18 protein-coding genes are annotated in these 20,789 nt (G+C 68.9%); 4 read left to right on the forward strand and 14 right to left on the reverse strand.

Annotated elements, in window-relative coordinates; all coding sequences use genetic code 11:
- Window positions 1-75 precede the first annotated feature (75 nt).
- Complete coding sequence (argG, locus tag BJY22_RS30425; RefSeq protein WP_167213515.1) at window positions 76-1,509, forward strand: argininosuccinate synthase; 1,434 nt, start codon at window positions 76-78, stop codon at window positions 1,507-1,509.
- Window positions 1,510-1,590: 81 nt separating this feature from the next.
- On the opposite strand, the gene paaE is transcribed toward argG, so the two are convergent.
- The 5 genes from paaE to paaA are packed head-to-tail and all read right to left on the reverse strand — an operon-like array spanning window position 1,591 to window position 5,180.
- Entirely contained in the window at window positions 1,591-2,676 is a 1,086-nt protein-coding gene (gene paaE, locus BJY22_RS30430) for a 1,2-phenylacetyl-CoA epoxidase subunit PaaE (RefSeq protein ID WP_167213518.1), read from the reverse strand.
- Complete coding sequence (gene paaD / locus BJY22_RS30435; protein ID WP_167213521.1) at window positions 2,676-3,242, reverse strand: 1,2-phenylacetyl-CoA epoxidase subunit PaaD; 567 nt, start codon at window positions 3,240-3,242, stop codon at window positions 2,676-2,678. Before paaD ends, paaE begins: the two co-directional genes overlap by 1 nt.
- A complete protein-coding gene (gene paaC / locus BJY22_RS30440) occupies window positions 3,236-3,985 on the reverse strand; it encodes a 1,2-phenylacetyl-CoA epoxidase subunit PaaC (RefSeq protein ID WP_337759488.1) in 750 nt (249 codons plus the stop codon). Before paaC ends, paaD begins: the two co-directional genes overlap by 7 nt.
- Complete coding sequence (gene paaB, locus BJY22_RS30445) at window positions 3,982-4,260, reverse strand: 1,2-phenylacetyl-CoA epoxidase subunit PaaB (protein WP_167213524.1); 279 nt, start codon at window positions 4,258-4,260, stop codon at window positions 3,982-3,984. Before paaB ends, paaC begins: the two co-directional genes overlap by 4 nt.
- Window positions 4,257-5,180 carry a 1,2-phenylacetyl-CoA epoxidase subunit PaaA gene (gene paaA / locus BJY22_RS30450; RefSeq protein ID WP_167213526.1) on the reverse strand — a complete coding sequence of 308 codons (924 nt, stop codon included), beginning with the start codon at window positions 5,178-5,180 and terminating at the stop codon, window positions 4,257-4,259. The genes paaB and paaA overlap by 4 nt, the downstream gene beginning before the upstream one ends.
- A gap of 167 nt (window positions 5,181-5,347) precedes the next feature.
- Between paaA and BJY22_RS30455 the strand changes: the two genes are divergently transcribed.
- From BJY22_RS30455 to BJY22_RS30465, 3 genes are all read left to right on the forward strand, one after another.
- Complete coding sequence (locus tag BJY22_RS30455; protein WP_337759491.1) at window positions 5,348-6,532, forward strand: DUF418 domain-containing protein; 1,185 nt, start codon at window positions 5,348-5,350, stop codon at window positions 6,530-6,532.
- A gap of 17 nt (window positions 6,533-6,549) precedes the next feature.
- Window positions 6,550-7,152: a GNAT family N-acetyltransferase gene (locus tag BJY22_RS30460; RefSeq protein ID WP_167213532.1), complete on the forward strand. Its 603-nt coding sequence runs from the start codon at window positions 6,550-6,552 to the stop codon at window positions 7,150-7,152.
- Window positions 7,153-7,282: 130 nt separating this feature from the next.
- The gene (locus tag BJY22_RS30465) at window positions 7,283-8,986 is read left to right on the forward strand and encodes an alpha/beta hydrolase (RefSeq protein WP_167213535.1); all 1,704 of its coding nucleotides are present in this window, start codon (window positions 7,283-7,285) and stop codon (window positions 8,984-8,986) included.
- A gap of 407 nt (window positions 8,987-9,393) precedes the next feature.
- Here BJY22_RS30465 and BJY22_RS30470 read toward each other — a convergent pair whose 3' ends face one another.
- The 9 genes from BJY22_RS30470 to BJY22_RS30510 all read right to left on the reverse strand — a co-directional run bounded on the left by BJY22_RS30470 (window position 9,394) and on the right by BJY22_RS30510 (window position 20,529).
- On the reverse strand, window positions 9,394-11,889 hold the full coding sequence (locus BJY22_RS30470; RefSeq protein ID WP_167213536.1) for a tetratricopeptide repeat protein: 2,496 nt from the start codon (window positions 11,887-11,889) through the stop codon (window positions 9,394-9,396).
- Window positions 11,890-12,009: 120 nt separating this feature from the next.
- A complete protein-coding gene (locus BJY22_RS30475; RefSeq protein WP_167213539.1) occupies window positions 12,010-12,453 on the reverse strand; it encodes a hypothetical protein in 444 nt (147 codons plus the stop codon).
- A 1-nt stretch (window position 12,454) separates the two neighbouring features.
- Window positions 12,455-13,201 carry a 4-hydroxy-tetrahydrodipicolinate reductase gene (gene dapB, locus BJY22_RS30480; protein ID WP_167213541.1) on the reverse strand — a complete coding sequence of 249 codons (747 nt, stop codon included), beginning with the start codon at window positions 13,199-13,201 and terminating at the stop codon, window positions 12,455-12,457.
- 36 nt (window positions 13,202-13,237) lie between these two features.
- A complete protein-coding gene (locus tag BJY22_RS30485; protein ID WP_167213544.1) occupies window positions 13,238-15,058 on the reverse strand; it encodes a hypothetical protein in 1,821 nt (606 codons plus the stop codon).
- Between the two features lie 43 nt (window positions 15,059-15,101).
- The gene (locus tag BJY22_RS30490; RefSeq protein ID WP_167213546.1) at window positions 15,102-16,106 is read right to left on the reverse strand and encodes an ABC transporter ATP-binding protein; all 1,005 of its coding nucleotides are present in this window, start codon (window positions 16,104-16,106) and stop codon (window positions 15,102-15,104) included.
- A complete protein-coding gene (locus BJY22_RS30495; RefSeq protein ID WP_167213549.1) occupies window positions 16,106-17,107 on the reverse strand; it encodes an ABC transporter ATP-binding protein in 1,002 nt (333 codons plus the stop codon). Before BJY22_RS30495 ends, BJY22_RS30490 begins: the two co-directional genes overlap by 1 nt.
- Window positions 17,104-18,003, reverse strand: coding sequence for an ABC transporter permease (locus BJY22_RS30500; protein ID WP_167213552.1), 900 nt, complete (start codon window positions 18,001-18,003; stop codon window positions 17,104-17,106). Before BJY22_RS30500 ends, BJY22_RS30495 begins: the two co-directional genes overlap by 4 nt.
- A complete protein-coding gene (locus tag BJY22_RS30505; RefSeq protein WP_167213555.1) occupies window positions 17,996-18,922 on the reverse strand; it encodes an ABC transporter permease subunit in 927 nt (308 codons plus the stop codon). The genes BJY22_RS30500 and BJY22_RS30505 overlap by 8 nt, the downstream gene beginning before the upstream one ends.
- Window positions 18,919-20,529, reverse strand: a complete 1,611-nt coding sequence (locus BJY22_RS30510) for an ABC transporter substrate-binding protein (protein WP_167213558.1) — start codon at window positions 20,527-20,529, stop codon at window positions 18,919-18,921. The genes BJY22_RS30505 and BJY22_RS30510 overlap by 4 nt, the downstream gene beginning before the upstream one ends.
- Between the last annotated feature and the right edge of the window lie 260 nt (window positions 20,530-20,789).

Raw genomic sequence — 20,789 nt, forward strand, 5'->3', positions numbered from 1 at the left:
AACCCCACCCGTCACACCAGCCACGCGGAGCCGGCCCGCTTTGCATAATCATGCAGGAGGGTGCATACTTTTCCTGTGTCCAAGGTGCTTACTTCTTTGCCGGTCGGTGAACGGGTCGGGATTGCCTTTTCGGGTGGTCTCGACACGTCGGTTGCGGTTGCGTGGATGCGGGACAAGGGTGCGGTCCCGTGCACGTACACCGCTGATCTCGGGCAGTACGACGAGCCCGACATCGCGTCGGTCCCCGGTCGAGCCACGGCGTACGGCGCGGAGATCACCCGCCTGGTGGACTGCCGCGCGGCGCTGGTCGAGGAAGGGCTCGCGGCACTCGCCTGCGGCGCGTTCCACATCCGGTCGGGCGGGCGGACGTACTTCAACACCACCCCGATCGGGCGCGCGGTGACCGGCACCCTGCTGGTCCGGGCGATGCTCGACGACGACGTCCAGATCTGGGGCGACGGGTCGACGTTCAAGGGCAACGACATCGAGCGGTTCTACCGCTACGGCCTGCTGGCGAACCCGCAGCTCCGGATCTACAAGCCGTGGCTGGACGCGCAGTTCGTGCACGAGCTCGGCGGCCGCAAGGAGATGTCCGAGTGGCTGGTCGCGCACGGCCTGCCGTACCGGGACAGCACCGAGAAGGCGTACTCCACCGACGCGAACATCTGGGGCGCCACCCACGAGGCGAAGACGCTCGAGCACCTCGACACCGGGGTGGAGACCGTCGACCCGATCATGGGCGTCGCACACTGGGACCCCGCGGTCGACATCCAGCCTGAAGATGTCACGATCGGGTTCGAGCAGGGCCGGCCGGTGACGATCAACGGCAAGGAGTTCGGTACGGCGGTCGACCTGGTGCTGGAGGCGAACGCGATCGGCGGCCGGCACGGGCTCGGCATGTCGGACCAGATCGAGAACCGGGTCATCGAGGCGAAGTCGCGGGGCATCTACGAGGCGCCCGGCATGGCGCTGCTGCACGCGGCGTACGAGCGGCTGGTGAACGCGATCCACAACGAGGACACGATCGCGAGCTACCACAACGAAGGCCGCAAGCTCGGTCGGCTGATGTACGAAGGCCGTTGGCTCGACCCACAGTCGCTGATGCTCCGGGAGTCGCTGCAGCGGTGGGTCGGTACGGCGGTCACCGGTGCGGTCACGCTCCGGCTCCGGCGCGGCGAGGACTACTCGATCCTCGACACCTCGGGCCCGGCGCTCAGCTACCACCCGGACAAGCTGTCGATGGAGCGGATCGAGGACTCGGCCTTCGGCCCGGTCGACCGGATCGGCCAGCTCACCATGCGGAACCTCGACATCGCCGACTCGCGCGCGAAGCTGGAGCAGTACGCCGGCCTGGGCATGTTCGGCTCGTCCAACGCCGCTCTCGCCTCGTCCACCGACCTCATCGGCGAACTCCCCACCGGCGGCGCCGAGGCGATCGCGTCCCGCGGCGAAGCCACCGAGGAAGACGAACTCCTCGACCGCGCCGCGATGGAATCCGGCACCGACTGACGGATCTGCACGCACGCAGAACCCCCTGAAAACCGCTCTTTTAGGCGGTTTTCAGGGGGTTCTGTCTGCGTGGCCGTCCCCTCAGGCGTCGAAGTCGAGGGTGACCGTCGGGGTGGTCGGGTGGGACTGGCAGGTGAGGACGTAGCCGGCGCGGATCTCGTCCGGTTCCAGGGCCCAGTTGGTGTCCATGCGGACGCTGCCCTCGAGGACCTTGGCGCGGCAGGTCCCGCAGACGCCGCCCTTGCAGGCGAACGGGGCGTCGGAGCGTACGGCGAGGGTCGCGTCGAGGACCGCCTTCGAGTGCTCGCCGAGTGGGAACGTCGAGCGGCGGCCGTCGAGGATGACGGTCACCTGAGCGGCATCCTCATCGGCGACGGACTCCTCGACCGGTGCCTTGGGAGCCTCGTCGCCGACGTGGAACAGCTCCGCGTGGACGTGTTCGCGCGGCACTCCCTCACCCAGCAGGAGTTCCTGCGCGCCGACCACCATCGCGTACGGGCCGCACAGGAACCACTCGTCGACGGAGTCCAGCGGCAGGATCGTCGCGAACATCCGCCGCAGCCGGTCCGCGTCGATGCGGCCGCTGAACAGTTCCACCTCGGTCGACTCGCGCGACAACACGTGCACGAGGTGGAAGCGCTCGGCGTACCGGTCCTTCAGGTCGGCCAGCTCGTCGGCGAACATCACCGAACCTGCGGTGCGGTTGCCGTACAGCAACGTGACGCGGCTCGACGGCTCGACGGACAGGACCGTGGCGACCAGCGACAGGACGGGCGTGATCCCGCTGCCCGCGGCGACGAACGCGTAGTGCTTGGCGTTCGCGGCGTCGAACGTCGTACCGAAGCGGCCGAGCGGTGTCATCACCTCGAGCTCGTCGCCGATCTTCAGCTCGTGGGCGGCGTACGCCGAGAACTCGCCGCCGGGGATCCGCTTCACGCCGATCCGCAGAACGCCTGATCCCTCCCGGGAGCAGATCGAGTAGCTCCGGCGTACTTCTTCACCGGTACGGCGGATGGTCAGGTGCTGACCGGCTGTGAACTCGTACTCCGCCGCGAGTTCCGGTGGTACGGCGAACGTGATCGCGACCGCGTCGTCGGTGATCGCGTCGATCGCGGCCACCTTCAACGGGTGGAAGACGGCGCGGCGCCGGGAAACGGTCGTCGTCATCAGATCGCCTTGAAGTGGTCGAAGGGTTCTTTGCAGCTGTTGCATCGCCAGAGGGCCTTACACGAGGTGGAGCCGAAGCGGCTCAGCTCTTGCGTGTTGGGCGAGCCGCACAACGGGCAACGAATGCTCAACTGCACCATGACCGGCCTGTTACCCCGGGACTGTGAGGAGGGGGTAGGGACGGAGGGATCCGCCAGGGCGCGGGGCCCAGGGGGTGCAGCTGCGGCGGAGCCGTCTGTCACGGCGCGGGTGGCGGGGGGCGGGGCGATGCCGTACTCGGTCAGTTTCGCCTTGCCGGCTTCGGTCATCCAGTCGGTGGTCCAGGGCGGGGACAGTACGGTCTCTACGCGGCCGTCTACGCCCAGGTGGTTCAGGGTCAGCTCGACCTCGTGGCGGATCATGTCCATTGCCGGGCAGCCTGAGTACGTCGGGGTGATGGTCACGACGATCTCGTCGCCCTCGTGCCGGACGCCGCGCAGTACGCCGAGGTCCGCGATCGTCAGGACCGGGACCTCGGGGTCGGGAACCTCGCCGACCGCCTCGAGGATGGCTTCGTCGGTCACCATGTCGCACCGGGATGGGATCGTGCCACGTGCTGGAGTTCGGCGAGTAGGTAGCCCATGTGTTCGGTGTGCCTGCCCTGGCGGCCGCCGGTGTGCTGGTAGGACGACGTTGGTCGCTCGCAGGTGGATTCGTCGATGACGCTCAGCACTCGATGGTTCCACTCGTCTTGCAGCGCCGCCGGATCGACAGCGACGTCCAACCGCCGCACGAGCTCGTCCGACTCGAACATCTCGGCCGTGTACGGCCACAGCTCGTCCAGCGCGGCCTGCATCCGCCGATGGCTCTCGTCCGTTCCGTCCCCGAGCCGCAGCACCCACTGGGTCGCGTGATCCACGTGGTACGCGACCTCCTTCACAGCCTTCCCCGCCACGCCGGCCAGCGTCTCGTCGGCCGACGACCGCAGCTCGTCGTACAGCAGATGCTGGTACGTCGCGAAGTACAGCAACCGTGCCATCGCGAACGCGAAGTCGCCGTTCGGCAGCTCGCACAACTGCAGGTTCAGGAACTCGCGCTCGTCCCGGAAGTACGCCAGCTCGTCCTCGGTGCGCCCGTCCAGCGACCCGGCGTACTGCAGCAGCGAACGCGCCTGCCCCAGCTGGTCCAGCCCGATGTTGCCGAGAGCAACGTCCTCCTCGAGCTGCGGTGCGGCCGCGATCCACTCGCCGGTGCGCTGCGCCGCGATCAGCGCGTCGTCACCGAGCCGCAGCCCGTACTCGATCAAATCCGTCGCGAACAGGTCGCTCACAGGTGCTCGACACCTTCCGGGACCTGGTAGAACGTCGGATGCCGGTACACCTTGTCGCCGGCGGGGTCGAAGAACTCGTCCTTCTCGTCCGGGCTCGACGCGGTGATGTCGGAGGCCCGCACCACCCAGATCGACACGCCTTCCTGGCGGCGCGTGTACACGTCCCGCGCGTTCCGCAACGCCATCGTCGCGTCCGGCGCGTGCAGGCTGCCGACATGCGTGTGCGACAACCCCCGCCGGGATCGCACAAAAACCTCCCACAACGGCTCAATCATGCGGCACCCGCCTTCACAGCCCGCTTCTCCGCGTAGGCAGCCGCGGCCTCGCGCACCCAGGCGCCGTCCTCGTGCGCCTTCACCCGATGCGACAGCCGCTGCCGGTTGCAAGGACCGTTGCCCTTCACAACTTCGTACAGCTCCGTGTAGTCCGGCTCCGTGAACCGGTAGTGCCCTGACGCCTCGTCGTACGCGAGCCCGTCGTCCGGCACCCGCAGCCCCAGTACGTCGGCCTGCGGCACGGTCATGTCCACGAACCGCTGCCGCAGCTCGTCGTTGCTGTGCCGCTTGATCCCCCACGCCATCGACTGCTCCGAGTGCGTCGACGCGGAATCGGGCGGACCGAACATCATCAGCGACGGCCACCACCAGCGATCCAGCGCGTCCTGCGCCATCGCCTTCTGCCCGTCGGTGCCGTTGCACAGCGTGTGCAGGATCTCGAACCCCTGCCGCTGATGGAACGACTCCTCCTTGCAGACCCGGACCATGGCCCGGGCGTACGGCCCGTACGAGCAGCGGCACAGCGGCACCTGGTTGACGATCGCGGCGCCGTCGACCAGCCAGCCGATCGCGCCGATGTCCGCCCAGGTCAGCGTCGGGTAGTTGAAGATGCTGGAGTACTTCTGCTTCCCGCTGTGCAGCAGATCGAGCAGGTCGGACCGATCCACGCCGAGGGTCTCCGCGGCGGCGTACAGGTAGAGCCCGTGGCCGGCCTCGTCCTGCACCTTCGCCATCAGGATCGCCTTGCGGCGCAGCGACGGCGCGCGACTGATCCAGTTGCCCTCCGGCTGCATGCCGATGATCTCGGAGTGCGCGTGCTGCGCGATCTGCCGGATCAGGGTCTTGCGGTACCCGTCCGGCATCGCGTCCCGCGGCTCGATCCGGCCGTCGGCGTCGATCGTCGCCTGGAAGCTGTCCATACCCCCAGCATATGTGACACTTTTTCTCCAGATCAACAACAAGTGTCACAAAGGTGGTGATGGGTCCACCTCCGGGAGTGGGCCTGACGCACTGGGTAGCCGTCCGTGCGCGGAGCAGGATGCTCTTATCAGTTCAAGGGCTACACAGTTTCCCTCCGGAGGACCCCGTGACCACCACCCTCACCGCCCCCACCGATCACCGCGGCCCGGTCACCGGCCGCGAGCGGGCGCTCGCGCCGGATCTCATCCGCGGCGCGATGCTGCTGCTGATCGGCCTGGCCAACAGCGCCAACTTCGCGTTCGCCGGCCAGCCCGGTCTGGAGACCTCGCCGCACGGCTTCGAGCGCGTGCTGAACTTCCTCAAACTCACCTTCGTGGACGACCGGGCGTATCCGGTCTTCGCGATCATGTTCGGCTACGGCCTGGTCCAGCTGACCCGGCGGCAGCGGGCGGCCGGCGCCACCACCGGCGCCGTACGGCGGATCCTCGTGAAGCGGAACGCCTGGCTGATCGCGTTCGGCCTCGTCCACGCGACCCTGCTGTACTTCGGCGACTTCCTCGGCGCGTACGGCGTCGTCGGCATCGTCTGCACGCTGTTCCTGCTCAACCGCGGCGACAAGTTCCACCGGATCGCGCTGGGCGTCTGGGCGGTGCAGCTCGTCTACCTAGCAGTGATAGCAGCTCGAGCGGTGCTCGCAGTCGTCAACAGCACCGGTCCGGCGCACGCGCTGACGAACAAGCCGAACCCGTCGCTCGCGGCCTCGTCGTACGGCGCGAGCCTGCTCGACCGGCCGCACGAGTACCCGCTGCACACCGCGACCGTCCTCGGCTTCGTCACGATCGTGTGGCTGGGTATCTGGGCCGCTCGCCGGCAGATCCTGGAGAACCCGGGCGCTCACCGCAAGCTGCTGTCGTGGGTCGCGGCCTCCGGGCTGGGCATCGCCGTCCTGGGTGGACTGCCGCTCGCCCTCGTCAGCGCAGGTCTGCTGCACGTCGACAAGCCGGCACTGGACGCGGTCAGCTTCCTCTCCCAGGCGAGCGGGATGTTCGCCGGTCCTGGGTACGTCGCTCTGTTCGGCCTGCTCGTCACGCGGATCACGAAGCTGTCGTTGCCCGTCCGCGCCGTCTCCGCACTCGGTCAGCGGTCGCTGTCGGGGTACCTGTTCCAGTCGGTGTCGTGGATGGTCCTGCTGGCCCCGTTCACGCTGAACCTCCGGTTCGGAAGTACGGCGTACACCGCGGCGCTGGTCGCGACCGGCGTCTGGATCGTCTCGGTCGTCGCGGCGTACGCGATGAGCAGGCGTTCGTACCGCGGCCCGGCCGAGACCCTGCTGCGGCGGCTCGTGTACTGACTGGGAGGATGGAGGTCATGAGTGACTTCGGCGTCCCGGAACCCGCGAACCTCGCAGACCTCTCCGGCGAGACCCCTGTGGCCGAGACCAGCGTCCGGCTCGCGCTGCCGGCGGAGGCGGGAGAGATCGGCGAGGTCCAGGTGGCGGCCTGGCGGGCGTCGTACGCCGGGCTGCTGCCGGCCGACGTCCTCGCTGATCTCGACCCGGCGCAGTTCGCGGCGCAGTGGCGGGCAGCGCTGATCGCTCCGGGCGAGGCGCGGAACCGGGTGATGGTCGCGCTGGCCGGCCGTCAACTGGTCGGCTTCGCGGCCATCACACCGTCCGACGACCCCGACGCCGACCCGCAGCGCGACGCGCTGATCGCCGAGCTGGCGGTCAACCCGGAGGCGACCCGCGCGGGCCACGGTTCCCGGCTGCTGAACGCTGTCGTCGACACGGTCCGCGCCGACGGCTTCGGCCGCGTGACGGTCTGGGTCAACTCCACCGACGACGTCCTGCGCGCCTTCTACACCGAGGCCGGCTGGGCGCCCGACGGCGCGCACCGCGAGCTCGATCTGTACGGCGACGAGTCGGTGCGGATCAAGCAGATCCGGCTGCACACGGATCCCGGCGCCGAGTAGCCGGCCGCATAGCAGGGGCCACATAGCAGGCCACCGATCGGCGACGGGCCGGGGGTGGTGCTCGACGGCTCCCAGCGAGCATGACAGATTGTCACGGTCCGATCACGCATGGCCATCCGCTGGAGTCTGCATGAAGTTCGTTCCCCTGGCCGTCGGCGGTGCAGCCCTCGGGCTGTCCGCTGCCGCTGTTCTCGTTGTCCCTGGGTCGGGAGCCACCGCGTCGACGCAATCGGCGAGCGTCGTCGACAAGCCGCACCCGGTGGCGTCGAAGTACCTGAAGCAGAGACCGCGGTGGACCAAGTGCGGTGAGGAGGAGTTCCGCACGTACTGTGCGAAGATCACCGTCCCGCGTGACTGGGCGAACCAGTACTCCGGGAACGATCTGCAGATCGCGGTCAGCAAGGTCGCGCCGGTGAAGGGCAAGCCGAGCCGGGTCGTGTTCGGCAACCCGGGCGGACCGGGCGGCGCCGGCCTCGGCATGGCGCCGTACCTGGCGAGCCAGGCGCCGCTCGCCAAGGATCACCTGGCCGTCGGCTTCGACCCGCGCGGCGCCGGCGGCAGCTCGAACGTCAGCTGTGAGGGAACGCCCGGCTACACGATGGACGCCCGCGACCGCGACCCCGCGACCCGCGACCTGATCGCCGAGGCCTCCGAGCTGGCCCAGCCGTACTGCGACCGCCAGTCCCGCGGCCTGCTCCCCTACGTCACGACCGCGCAGACCGTGCAGGACATGGACCTGATCCGGCAGCTGCTCGGCTTCGACACGATCGACTACGTCGGGTACTCCGGCGGCACCTGGCTCGGCGCGTACTACCAGACGTACTTCCCCGAGCACGTCGGCCGCTTCGTCCTGGACTCGAACACCGACTTCACGAAGACCTGGATGGACACGTTCGTCTCCCAGCCGCAGGCCTTCGAGCGCCGGTTCCGCGAGGACTTCGCGACCTGGGCGGCGAAGTACGACGACCAGCTCCGGCTCGGCTCGTCACCGGGAGCGATCATCCGCCGGTACGAGCGGTTGCGGCGCGCCCTGAAGCAGCAGCCCGCGACCGAGGAGTTCCTGGACGGCGCGATCAAGGTCACCTACGACCAGAACTCGCTCGACCAGATGATCTCCGGCGATATGTACTCGAAACTCGACTTTCCTTTGCTGGCCGCCGACCTGCTGTTTCTCGAAGAGCTTTCCGCGGCCCAGGCAAAGGGCGGTCCGCAGGCCGCACAACGGCACGTCGACGCACTGTCCACGACACGTCAGCGGCAACTCGTCCAGCGGGCCGACCGCACGCCGATCGGGCTGCGGATGCTCGGCGAGGACTCCGAGGACGCGACCTTCACCGCGATCACCTGCAACGACACCCCCTGGCCGCAGGGCCGCGAACACGGCGAACAGCTGGCCGCCCGCCTCGGCCCGCACTTCCCGCTGATCGGCTGGACGATGGCCGAGAACCCGTGCTTCGCCTGGGACCGGCCGAACCTGACGATGCCGACCCCGACCGGCGAAGGCCTGCCCACAACGCTGATGGTGCAGTCCGTCCACGACCCGGCGACCAGCTACAGCCTCGCGCTGTCGGCCCACAGCCGGTACGCCGGTTCGCGCCTGGTCACCGTCACCGGTGAAGGCGACCACGGCGTGTACGGCGGCGTGAACCGGTGCGCCGACCGCATCGTCAACACCTTCCTCACCACCGGCGCCGCCCCGGCCAAGGACACCACCTGCGCCGGCGAGGGCATTCCCGCGCCCGAGAAAGACGCACCCGGGACCGGGGAAATGTCCGGCGCTCCGTTACGGCGAATCGCCCGCTTCACGCAGGCCGTTTCCGGATATCTTCCGTGACGAACGTTTGAATTGACAGCGGCTGCCGGCCGGAATTCGCCTACCGAACGGCAGATTCCGGTCACGGTCGGCGAAATTCCGGTCGGGCTTTCGTTGTCAGGACAAATTTGTCAGGGCGATGTCAGGGTTGCGTCCCTGTGCGACACAGCGTGATAACGGCAACCTTGAGTCAGCGCGGAGGACTCGGGCGTCGACTGGGAGGGCTCGACGACGGCCACCGCCGACGTGGCTTCGGTCGGCTGTGCAGGTGGGGGGACTGCCTGGGGGGTCAGACAGAGGGGCACAGCCGATCGGGCCACGAACTCGGGAACCGCGCCACGAGATCCCTCGCGGGGTGCCGTCGATCCCCCAGGTCGTGGCGCTCCGCGAGGCTGCAGCGCGTTCACGCGCGCAGCGAGCGATCAGGCTCAGAACGGGTCGCGGGTCCGGTCCGCCGGTGCATCCGGGCCCGGATAGCCGTCGGCGACCGCGACCAGCGGAGCCGCGCGGCCGGCCGCCCAGGCGGCCCGGAAGGCGCGCCGCTCCAGGGACGATTCGACAGCGGCCTGGGTGGCGTCGAAATCGGCCTGCTCGATCCGCGGCACCGGTGCCCGGATCACCTCACGCACCTCGTGCGCCGCCCCGAGCAGAAACGCGGCGTAGTCGCTCCGGCCCCGCTGCTGTGCGACCGCCGCCAGTTCCTCGAGCACACTGGCCGACCGCCACCGGTCTCCTAGATCGCGATGCTCCGCCAGGCTCTCGTCGAGCAGGTGGACAGCGCGCTCGGTCAATCCCCGCCGGCGTTCGACGATGCCGAGCTGGTTCAGCGACCAGGCGACGCCCTCGCGGTACCCGAGCCGCTGCGACAACGCGAGACTCTGCTGCAGCAGGTCCTCCGCCTCGACGAGTTCGCCGCTGTACTGCGCGATCGCGCCGAGGCTGATCAACGACCAGGCCAGTCCTTCGCCGTCACCGACCACCCGGAACGCGTCGCGAGCCCGCCGGCACCGGCGCGCGCCGACTTCGAGATCGCCGCGCAGCCACGCCACGAAGCCGAGGTGGTTGTGCGCCCAGGCCATCCCGGCCCGGTCGCCGAGACTTTCGTACAGGTCGTAGCTCTCGCAGTGCAGATCCTCTGCGGCCTCGTAGTCGCCGCGTTCGCGGGCGACCCCGCCGAGGCGTTGCAGAACCAGCGCGGTCCCGGCGTCGTCTCCCAGTTCCTTGTACTGCTTGAGCGCGGTCCGCAGCAGCTCGGTCGCGGCGTCGTACTCGCACTGGAGGAACGCCAGCGTCCCCGCGCCGAGGTTCGCTTTCGCACAGGCGGGTGCCAGGCCGTTCATGCGCTCCGGCGGCTGCAGGTCGGCGAGTTGCAGGGCCCGCTCGAGCCATGTGCTGCCTTCGGCATAGTGGCCGCGGAGATTGCAGAACAGCCAAAGCGCACCGGTCAGCCGCAACGCCTCGGCGACCGAGCCCGTCCCCAACGACCAGGTGATCGCGGCACGCAGGTTGGCGTGCTCGCTCTCCAGGCGATCCAGCCACTCCCTCTGTTCCGGGCCGCGCAGCTGTCCTTCGGCTTCTTCGGCGAGGCTCAGGTAGTAGCGTGCGTGCCGCTCCTCCGTCGCTTCCGTCTGCCCGGCCGCCCGCAGCCGATCGGCCGCGAACTCCCGGATCACCACGAGCATGTAGTAGCGCGCGACACCACCGCGTCTGATCACCCGGACCAGCGACTTGTCCACCAGCCGGCCGATGAGATCGAGCGCCTGGACACGCGTCTCCACGCCGGTCAGCACCGCGGCGGCCGCACCCAGCGTCCAGCCGCCGACGAACACCGACAGCTGCGTGAACATGTCCCGCTCGGCCGGTGTGAGCAGCGCGTGACTCCACTCGATCGCGCCGTACATCGACTGCTGGCGCGGTGAGGCGGTCGGCGGTCCGCCGGCCAGGATCCCGAACGACGTCTCGAGTTCGGCGGCCAGCTCCGCGATCGTCATCGCGTTCGTCCGCGCCGCTGCCAGCTCGATCGCGAGCGGCATCCCCTCCAGGCGGCGTACGACACGGGCGACCTGGTCCAGCTCCCCGGCCGGCTCGTACCCGCGGGCGGTCGCCCGCTCGACGAACAGCCGTACCGCTGCGGACGACTCCAGGTTCTCCTCGTCGTACGGCAGGCTCAGCGCGGGTACGACGTACACGCTCTCGCCGGGCAGCCGTAGCAGCTCGCGGCTCGACACGAGGATCGACAGGTTCGGGCAGTGCTCCAGCAAGGCCGCGCAGACCTGCCCGACCTGCGCGACCACATGCGAGCAGTTGTCGAACACGAGGAGCATCGTGCTGCGCCCGATCTGTTCGGCGATCTCCTCGACCAGCCGCGTGCTCTCCACCGGCTGCATGCCGATCGACTCGGCCACCGCCGGTACGACGGTCGCGGGGTCGGTCAACGAGGCGAGCGGCACCCAGCAGACCCCGTCCTGGAAGCTGTCCGTGACCTCGGCCGCGACCGCCAGGGTGAGCCGGGTCTTCCCCACACCGCCCGGCCCGGTCAAGGTGAGCAAACGCGTGATTCGCTGCCGCAACAGGCGGGTCGTCGCGTTCAGTTCGGTCGTGCGGCCGATCAGCTCGTTGGTCGGGGCGGGCGGCTGCCGCAGCGGCAGGCGTGGGGTGGCCGACTCTCTACGGGCCGCCGCGGTGAACAGCAGACGATCCGGTTCGGTGAGCCGCAGGGCGTCCGCGAGCAGACGCAGCGTGTGCGCCCGTGGCGCACGCCGGCGTCCCCGCTCCAACGCCGCGATCGCGTCGACGCTCAGGCCGGCGAGCTCGGCGAGCGCTTCCTGCGACAGCCCCGCCTCCCGTCGGTGCCGGCGCAGAAGCCCGCCGAATCCAGCCCCCTGCACGTCGTCCGAGCCGCGGCGAGACCCGTCTGATGGCACAGGACGGCTCCACCCAGTCTCCGACCTTTACGTAGCGGCTGCCACGTACCTTCTTGAAAGTATCCCGTTTCGCACCGCATTGTCAGTCATCCGGGAAGGTCAGCGCGAACTCTTCGGTAACTACAGGGGCCGGTCGTGGTGCGCGATCGCGGTCCGCATGGCCTCCCGGGCGCGCCTGCGGTCCCCCGCCGCGTCGTACGCCGTCGACAGCCGGAACCACACGCGCCAGTCGTCGGGGGCGGCTTCCGCCTCCGCCTTGTACCGCCCGAAGGCCTCGTCCGCTGCGGCCTGGTCGATCCGTCCGGACGGCCGCCGCGGCAGATCGTCGACCGGCAGCCCACCGACCGCCTCCAGCTCGCGCGCCAGCACCTCGGTCCGGCGGCCGAACTGGATCTCCCGCCACACCAGGTACGCCCCGACCAGCGGGATGACCAGGACCGCCAGCCCCAGCACGATCGAGACCGCCGTCCCCGCCTTGATCAGCAGGACGCCCCGCCAGCCGATCAGAACGGCGTACGCGACGAACACGACCGCGAGCAGGATCGCGGCCTGCTTGGCCCTCATATCAGGAGAGGTCCATGAAGTGCTCGAGACCGACGGTCAGCCCAGGGGCCGTGCCGATGCTGCGGACGCCCAGGAGGACGCCGGCCATGAACGACACCCGGGCCATCGAGTCGTGCCGGATCGTCAGCGTCTCGCCCTCGTCGCCGAACAGCACCTCCTGGTGCGCGATCAGACCGCGCAGCCGGACGCCGTGCACCCGGATCCCGTCGACGTCCGCGCCGCGCGCGCCGTCCAGCGCGGTCGTGGTCGCATCCGGGATCGGTCCGGATCCGGCCTCGCGCCGGGCGTCCGCGATCAGCTCCGCCGTACGGCGCGCCGTGCCGGACGGAGCGTCCACCTTGTCGGGGTGGTGCAGCTCGATGATCTCGACGGACTCGTAGTACCGGGCGGCCTGGGCGGCGAACCGCATCATCAGGACCGCGCCGATCGAGAAGTTCGGCGCGATCAGCACACCGGTCGACGGGGACTTCTCCAGCAGTCCGCGCAGCGTGGCGAGCCGCTCGTCGTCGAACCCGGTGGTGCCGACGACCGCGTGGACGCCGTGCTCGATGCACCACGCCAGGTTGTCCATCACGACCTCGGGCCGGGTGAAGTCGACCACGACCTCGGCGCCGGCCTTGGTCAGCTCGTCGAGCGGATCGCCCTGGTCGAGCTGCGCGACCAGCTCACAGTCGGCGGCCTCCTCGACCGCGAGGCACGTCTGAGCGCCCATCTTGCCTTTGGCCCCCAGGACACCGACCTTGATCATGCGTACCCTTCCTGTCCGATCGAGGGCAACAGGATCTCATCCGGTCGTCCGGGCGACCCGCTCGGCCTTCGGAACCCACACCTGCAGGCCACTCGTCTGGCCGGTCGGCGCGAGCTGTTCGTACTCGGCGTGGAAGTCGAGACCGCAGGCTCGCAGGGCGTTGGTCTCGACCTCCGAGATCTGCCGGTTCAGGATGATCAGCGGCGGCCTGGCCGGGCGGCTCGTCCGGCAGGCCTCCTCGATCCCGGCGGCGGTCCGCGCGCGTTCCCGGGGCGAGATCCAGGCCTCGCCGAGCGGTCGCCCGCCGACCATCAGTACCAGCCCGGCCATCTTGTCGAAGGCCAGCACCGGGCGGCCGGGCGGGTCCGTGTAGGGCCGGAGGTCGGTGACCAGGCGACCGAAGTTCTCCTCGGCGGCCCGCGACAGGTACATGCCGTGGAGCGCCGGAATCGTCGTCGCGACGGTCAGTTGCTCGTGCCCGACCGAGCGGTACGGGTACCGGAACAGGCCGGTGTAGGCGATCGTCGCGGTCGCGACCAGGGATCCGACCAGCACGAGCCCGAGCGTCGCCCGCGCCACGATCGGCACCGCCCAGATGCCGGTCAGCACGGCGATCATCACCGCGGCCCAGGCGGCGAACGCGTTGAAACCGATCGAGTACAACGGGGTGTTCGTCCCGAACGCCTGCACCAGCGGCAGCAGCACGAGCAGCGCGAGGATCACCCACGTCCGCGTGTTCTCCCGGCTCAACCGGGTGCGGGCCGTCACTCCGGCACGGCCGGCGATCACCGCGCCGGCCGCGGCCACGACGGCGACGAGTACGGCGGCCAGCAGCGTCTCGGCGTACGTCGGGATGTGTTGTGAGCCGCCCAGTGCGCCGTCGTCGACGACAACTCGCCGTACCGACAGGATCAGGGCGACCACCGCGACAGCGGCCGCAGCGAGCCGGAGCCGGCGCCAACGGGCGACGACGGCGAGCGCGGTCGCGATCAGCAAGGGGCCGTGCGCGGCGACGGCGCGGCCGATCAGCTCGATGGTGCTCGACCAGTAGAGCTGCAACAGGTCGAGCGGGGAGTACGACGTCCCGGCGATGAACTTGTTGACCTTCAGGATCCCCGGCACCGCGACGTCCAGCCGCACCACGAACAGCTGCACGACGAGCGCCGCGAGGCCGAGACCGCCCAGCGCGAGAAGGGTGCCGCGGGCAACGGAGCGCCATCCCTGACCGGCCAGCACGACGACCGCCGTGATCACGATCAGGCCGATCACCACGACCGAGGTCCACTTGGCCAGCACCATCGCGCCGATCACCAGGCCGGCGACGAGGAAGATCCAGAACGGCACCGGCGTACCGCGATCGACGGCGGTCGCCATCCACAGCACGCACGACACCAACGTCAGCGCACCGAGCAGGACGACGTCGTTGTAGCCGGGCGACTGCGGGATCCAGCTGTAACACATCCCGCCCGCGGCGAGAACCGCCGTCGTACCGGCCGCCTCCCACAGCCTCGTCGGCGGCGCCCCAGGGCGACGTCCACGCAGCCACCGCATGAAGCTGTAGCCGAAGAGGAGGTGTACGACGACCACCGTGAACAACCGGAAGAACCGGAGCTTGACGACGTCGTACCCAAACCACTCGAACACCGGGCCGTACAGGTACTGCACTCCGGTCAACGCCAACGGGTTGCTGTCCCACCACCGGAACGAGAGCAGGTAGTAGCCCTCGTCGGTGATGTCCAACCCCTCGTTGGCGGTCCGGCCCGCGCTCAGAATCCACCACGCCGCCAGCGCGCCGGCCACGACGGTCACCCCGGCGAGCAGCACGAAACGCCTGCCTGCCGAGGGAACCGTACTCACGGCCGCAACCCTAGGCCATCACGCCGCAGCTATCCCTCAGGGCCTATGCCGTCGAATACGCGGTCTGCGCATCCTCCGCGAAGTGGCACGAGACAGTCTGACCGGACGGGATCTCGCGGAGTTCGGGTACGTCGGTGCTGCACTTCGCCTCCGCCCGTAGGCAGCGGGTGTGGAACCGGCAGCCGGACGGCGGCATCACCGGCGACGGCGGGTCGCCGGCCAGCACGATCCGCTGCCTGCCCTGGCGCGCCAGGCCGGGCTCGGCGGACAGCAACGCCTGCGTGTACGGGTGCGCGGGTACGTCGTACACCTGCTGGTGCTCGCCCAGCTCGGCGACCTTGCCGAGGTACATGACCGCGACCCGGTCGGAGACGTGCCGTACGACGGACAGGTCGTGGGCGACGAAGATGATGCTCAGGCCGAGCTCGCGCTGCAGCCGCATCAACAGGTTCACCACCTGCGCCTGCACGGACAGGTCGAGCGCCGACACCGGCTCGTCGCACAGCAGGACGTCGGGGTTCAGCGCGATGGCCCGCGCGATCCCGATCCGCTGCCGCTGCCCGCCGGAGAACTGGTGCGGGAACTTCGTCTCGTCCTCGGGCCGCAGACCGACCAGCTCGAGCAGCTCGCGCACCCGGGTGCGGATGTCCAAACCCTTACTGCCCTTGCCGACGTCCGGGTGCACCTCGAACGGCTCGGCGACGATCTCGCCGACGCGCATCCGCGGGTTCAGGCTGGAGTACGGGTCCTGGAAGACCACCTGCACGTTCCGCCGCCAGCGCCGCAGCTCGCGTCCGCGCAGCTTGCTGACGTCCACACCGCCGTACTCGATCCGCCCGGACGTCGGCTTCTCCAGCGCGGCGAGCAGCCGGACCAGCGTCGACTTCCCGCAGCCGGACTCGCCGACGATGCCGAGCGACTCGCCCTTGCGCAGCGTCAGGTCGACGCCGTCCACCGCCCGGACCAGGGTCTTCGCGCCGAAGTTCAGCGCCGGGCTGATGTCGTAGTGCTTCACGACATCGGTTGCCACCAGCAACTCGTCGGCCATCAGACAGCCTCCTTTGCGGCAAGCGTCGTACGACGGATGCACGCGGCGTCACGGCCCGGCGCAACGGTCAGCAGCGGCGGCACCTCGGCCGCGCAGTCGTCGATCGCGATCGGGCACCGGGTGCGGAACGCGCAGCCGGACGGGATCGCCCGCAGCGACGGCGGCGTCCCCGGAATGGTCGGCAGCTCCTGACCCTTGAGGTCGGCCGACGGCATCGAGCCGAGCAGCCCTTCGGTGTAAGGGTGCACGGGATGTTCCAGCGCCTCCGCGGTCGCGGCGCGCTCGACGACGTGCCCGGCGTACATCACCACCACGTTGTCGGCGACGTCCGAGACCACACCGAGGTCGTGGGTGATCAGCACCACACCCATGTCCCGCTCGGCCTGCAGCTCCGCGATCAGCTCGAGGATCTGGGCCTGCACCGTCACGTCGAGCGCCGTGGTCGGCTCGTCGGCGATCAGGACGTCGGGGTCGAGGGCGAGCGCCATCGCCAGCATCACGCGCTGCCGCATACCGCCGGAGAACTCGTGCGGGTAGTCCCGCACCCGGTTCGCCGCGGCCGGGATCCGCACCTGGTCGAGCATCTCCGCGGCGCGCTTCATCGCGTCCCGCTTCGACATCCCGCGGTGCACCCGGAAGCACTCGGCGATCTGGGTGCCGACCGACTGCACCGGGTTCAGCGCGGACAGCGAGTCCTGGAACACCATCGTGATCCGGTTCCCGACGATCTTGCGCCGTTCCTTGACGGTCATCGAGATCAGGTCCGCGCCGCGGTACTCCGCCGTACCGGACACGATCCGCCCCGGCGGCATCTCCAGGATCCCGGTCAGCGCCTGGGTCGAGACGCTCTTGCCCGACCCGGACTCCCCCAGGATCGCCAGCGTCTCGCCGGCCCGCACCTGCCAGGACACCCCGTCCACGGCCCGCACCGGCCCGCGCGGCGTGTCGAACTCCACCGACAGGTTGTCGACCTTGAGCAGTACTTCGCCTTGAGTAGTCATCGCAGCAACTTCGGGTCGAGGGCGTCCCGGATCGAGTCGCCGATGATCATGAACGAGATCGTCATCGTGGAGATGAACAACGCCGGCCAGATGAACAGGTGCGGGGTGTCCCGGTACGACGCCGCGACGCCGAACTGCGAGCCCCACGAGATCGACGGCGGCTGCAGACCGACCCCGAGGAACGTCAGCGCGGCCTCGAGCCCGACCATGCCGCCGATCCCGAGCGTGGTCATCGCCAGCAGCGGGGCCATCGCGTTCGGGAACACGTGTTTGCGCAGGATCCGCACCGGCGGCACGCCGATCGACCGGGCCGCGAGGACGTACTCGCGGTTGCGGACCGAGAACACCGTCGCCCGCATCAGCCGCATGCCGCCCGGCCAGCCGATCAGCAGGATGACGCCGACGATGATCCAGATGCTGCGGTTGGCGACCGAGTTCAGGATCACGATCAGCACCACGATGCCCGGGATCGAGAACAGCACGTCGGCGGTCCGCGAGATCAGCCCGTCCACGAACCCCGGGAAGTACCCGGCCAGCAGACCGAGCGACCCGGCCAGCACGAAGACGCCGAAACTCGCGCAGATGCTGACCAGCACCGACGGCCGGGCGCCGTAGATCACGTTCGCGAAGTAGTCGCAGCCCTGGATGTCGAACCCGAACGGGTGTCCGGGTCCGCGGCCCTGCCGGCTCTTGGTGAGCTCACAGAACCGCGGATCGACGGAGGTGAACAGCTTCGGCACCGCCGCCATCGTGAAGAACAGCAGCAGCAACAGGCTGCACAGCACGAACTGCGGCTTGCGCAGGAGCGCCCGCAGCAACTCGCGGTTCGACAGTGTGCGGCCGTCGCCGATTTCCTGTGCCTCGGCGCTGACCGCCGCGGGGATCTGTTCAGACATTGCGCACCCTCGGATCCAGGACGCCGTACAGGAGATCGACCAGCAGGTTGATCAGGATGAACGAGATGAACGCGAGCGTCGACAGCAGCACCACGACCCCGCCCTCCTTCAGCTTGATCGCCTGGAACATGAACTGGCCGAGTCCGGGCAGGTTGAAGATGCTCTCGGTGATGATCGCGCCGCCGAACATGCCGGCCAGATCGAGCCCGATGAACGTGATCACCGGCAGCAGCGCGTTCGGCAGGATGTGCCGCCACAGCACCCGCTGCTCGCCGAGACCCTTGGCCCGAGCGGTCTTCACGAAGTCGGCGTTCACCGTCTCCACGATCGACGTGCGCAGCAGCCGGGCCAGGCCGGCGAACCCGAGGACGCCGATCACCAGCGCGGGCAGCAGGTACGAGCGCGGGAACCCCTCGAGCACACCGGACACCGGGAACCACTTCAACTCGACCCCGAACAGGTACTGCGCGGCGAAGTACGCCACCAGTCCGGGCACCGCGAGCAGCACGAGTGTTGCCAGCAGCAACGACCGGTCGATCCAGCCGTTGCGCTTGAAACCGGCGTAGATACCGAAGATCAGCCCGAGCGTCCACTGGACGGCGTTCGCCAGCAGCGTCAGCTTCAGCGTCACCGGGATCCGCAGCCGGAGCTGGTCGGCGATGTCCGCGCCCGCGAACGTCGTACCGAAGTTGCCGGTGAGGATGTCCTTCATGCTCAGCAGGTACTGGACGATGAACGGGTCGTCCAGGTGGTACTGCGCACGCTTGGCGGCCAGCACCGCGGCCGGGATCGGCTTGTCGCCGGCCAGCTCCCGCAGGGGGTCCCCGGGCATCGCGAAGACGAGCGCGAAGACCCCCAGCGTGACGACCAGACCGATCGGAATCGCCGCCACGATGCGGCGCAGGACGAACCGGATCACTTGAAGGTGGCCCAGAGCGCCGACACACCGACGTACTTCGACACGCGCGGCTCGATCTTGGCCGAGTGCAGGTACGCGTTCGACTTGGTGTACAGCGGGATCAGCGGCATGTCCTCGAGCGCGATGTCCTCGGCCTGCTGGTACAGCTTGATCGCCTTGTCCGGGTCCGGCTCGGCGTCGCCCTTGGCCAGCACGGCGTCCAGCGCGGGGTTGGCGTAGCCGGCGAAGTTCGCATCACCGTTGGACTTGAACATCGGCGTCAGGTAGTCCTCGATCGACGGGTAGTCGTGACCCCAGCCGCCGAACCGCAGACCGTCCAGCTTGCGGGAGTCCGCGAGCTCGGTGATCTCCGACCCCTGCTTGCCGGTGTACTTCACCTGCAGGCCGAGGTTCTGCCGGAGCATGTTGCCGATCGCCTCGGCGAAGATCTGCCCGGTCGCCGACGTGGTGTTGTAGTTGATGTTCAGCGGGCCGGAGAATCCGCCGGCCTCCTGGAGCAGCTGCTTGGCCTTGGCGGCGTCGAACTCGCAGTACTTGCAGGCGTTGTCGCGGTAGCCGGCCATGTCCGGCGCGACCAGACCCTTCGCCGGCTCGGACAGCCCGACCAGGTCGGCGAACGCCTTCCGGTCGATCGCCATCGAGAACGCGTGCCGCAGCTTCGGGTTCTTGAACCGCGCGTCCCAGGCCGGGATCACCAGGTAGTTCGCACCGGAGCTGATGCTGGTCACCCACTGGTCCGGGGCGTCGGTCTTGAAGCTCTTCACCTTGGTCGACGGAACGTCGACGAAGTCCACGTTGCCGGCCAGGAACTCGTTGTACGCCGTGTCGGCGTTCGGGATGAACCGGTAGGTGATCTCGTCGGCCTGCGGGACCTGCGGGCCCTTGTAACCGTCCCACTTCGCCAGCTTGATGTCGTCCCCGGCGTTCCACTCGGCGGCCAGCTTGAACGGGCCGTTGCCGATCGGCTTGCGCTTGTAGGCGTCCGGGTTCTTCCGTACCTCCTCCGGCAGCGGCGCCAGGCCGAGGTACTGCAGGGTGAGGCCGAACTGCGAGAACGGCACCTTGAGCTTCACCGAGAAGGTCAGGTCGTCGATCTGCTTCAGGCCGCTCAGCGTCTTCACCGCGGTCGGCTTCGGCGTGGCGCCGTCCGGGGTCGGCGGGTTCAGCGCGTCGTACCCGTCGACCTTGGAGAAGAAGCCGTTGTTCTTCCAGGCGTTCGAGCCCATCGCGGTCATGTTCCAGCTGTCCACGTAGTCCTTCGCGGTCAGCGGCTGGCCGTTCTGGAAGGTGTTGCCGGCCTTGAGCTTGATCGTCCAGGTCTGGCTGGTCTTGTCCGGCGTGACCGAGTCGGCCATCACGTTCTGCAGCTTGCCGGACTCCGGGTCGGTGGTCACCAGCGGCGCGAACATCGCCATCGCGACCTGGATCCCCGGACTGCCGTTCTCGTTCAGCGGGTTGATGTACTCCAGCGGGTCGGCAGCGATCGCGATGACCTCGCTCTTGCTGCCGGAGCCACTGCCATCACCGCTGCTCTTGCCGTCCCCACATGAGGCGAGCACCAGCGCTAGGCCGAGTGCCGCCCCCACTACCCCAGTCAGACGTCGCACGGTCAAACCAACTTCCTCGGCGGGAGGGCCGCTAGGCGGGCGGATCAAGCGTCATGGTGGCTGGTCGAAACTGCGCATGTCAACGTTGTCAGGCACAAAGCGGCGGCGCGTAACGTAGGCGTTACTTTGCCAAGACCTCAGACGACCGGCCCCAAGACGCGAGCCAAAGGCTCACTTAATCAGATCAATGAGCCAGAGTCATCTGATGACAGGTCAGTTCGTCCCAAAACTCACACTTGCGCACAGTTGCGCACTCTCAG

Source organism: Kribbella shirazensis (assembly GCF_011761605.1).
Lineage (GTDB): Bacteria > Actinomycetota > Actinomycetes > Propionibacteriales > Kribbellaceae > Kribbella > Kribbella shirazensis.

Excerpts from the sequence above, each read along its gene's own strand:
- paaE (WP_167213518.1), bottom strand. The coding sequence starts at position 2,676 with ATGACGACGACCGTTTCCCGGCGCCGCGCCGTCTTCCACCCGTTGAAG.
- paaD (WP_167213521.1), bottom strand. The coding sequence starts at position 3,242 with ATGGTGACCGACGAAGCCATCCTCGAGGCGGTCGGCGAGGTTCCCGAC.
- paaB (WP_167213524.1), bottom strand. The coding sequence starts at position 4,260 with ATGATTGAGCCGTTGTGGGAGGTTTTTGTGCGATCCCGGCGGGGGTTG.
- paaA (WP_167213526.1), bottom strand. The coding sequence starts at position 5,180 with ATGGACAGCTTCCAGGCGACGATCGACGCCGACGGCCGGATCGAGCCG.
- BJY22_RS30460 (WP_167213532.1), top strand. The coding sequence starts at position 6,550 with ATGAGTGACTTCGGCGTCCCGGAACCCGCGAACCTCGCAGACCTCTCC.
- BJY22_RS30465 (WP_167213535.1), top strand. The coding sequence starts at position 7,283 with ATGAAGTTCGTTCCCCTGGCCGTCGGCGGTGCAGCCCTCGGGCTGTCC.
- BJY22_RS30475 (WP_167213539.1), bottom strand. The coding sequence starts at position 12,453 with ATGAGGGCCAAGCAGGCCGCGATCCTGCTCGCGGTCGTGTTCGTCGCG.
- dapB (WP_167213541.1), bottom strand. The coding sequence starts at position 13,201 with ATGATCAAGGTCGGTGTCCTGGGGGCCAAAGGCAAGATGGGCGCTCAG.
- BJY22_RS30490 (WP_167213546.1), bottom strand. The coding sequence starts at position 16,106 with ATGGCCGACGAGTTGCTGGTGGCAACCGATGTCGTGAAGCACTACGAC.
- BJY22_RS30495 (WP_167213549.1), bottom strand. The coding sequence starts at position 17,107 with ATGACTACTCAAGGCGAAGTACTGCTCAAGGTCGACAACCTGTCGGTG.
- BJY22_RS30500 (WP_167213552.1), bottom strand. The coding sequence starts at position 18,003 with ATGTCTGAACAGATCCCCGCGGCGGTCAGCGCCGAGGCACAGGAAATC.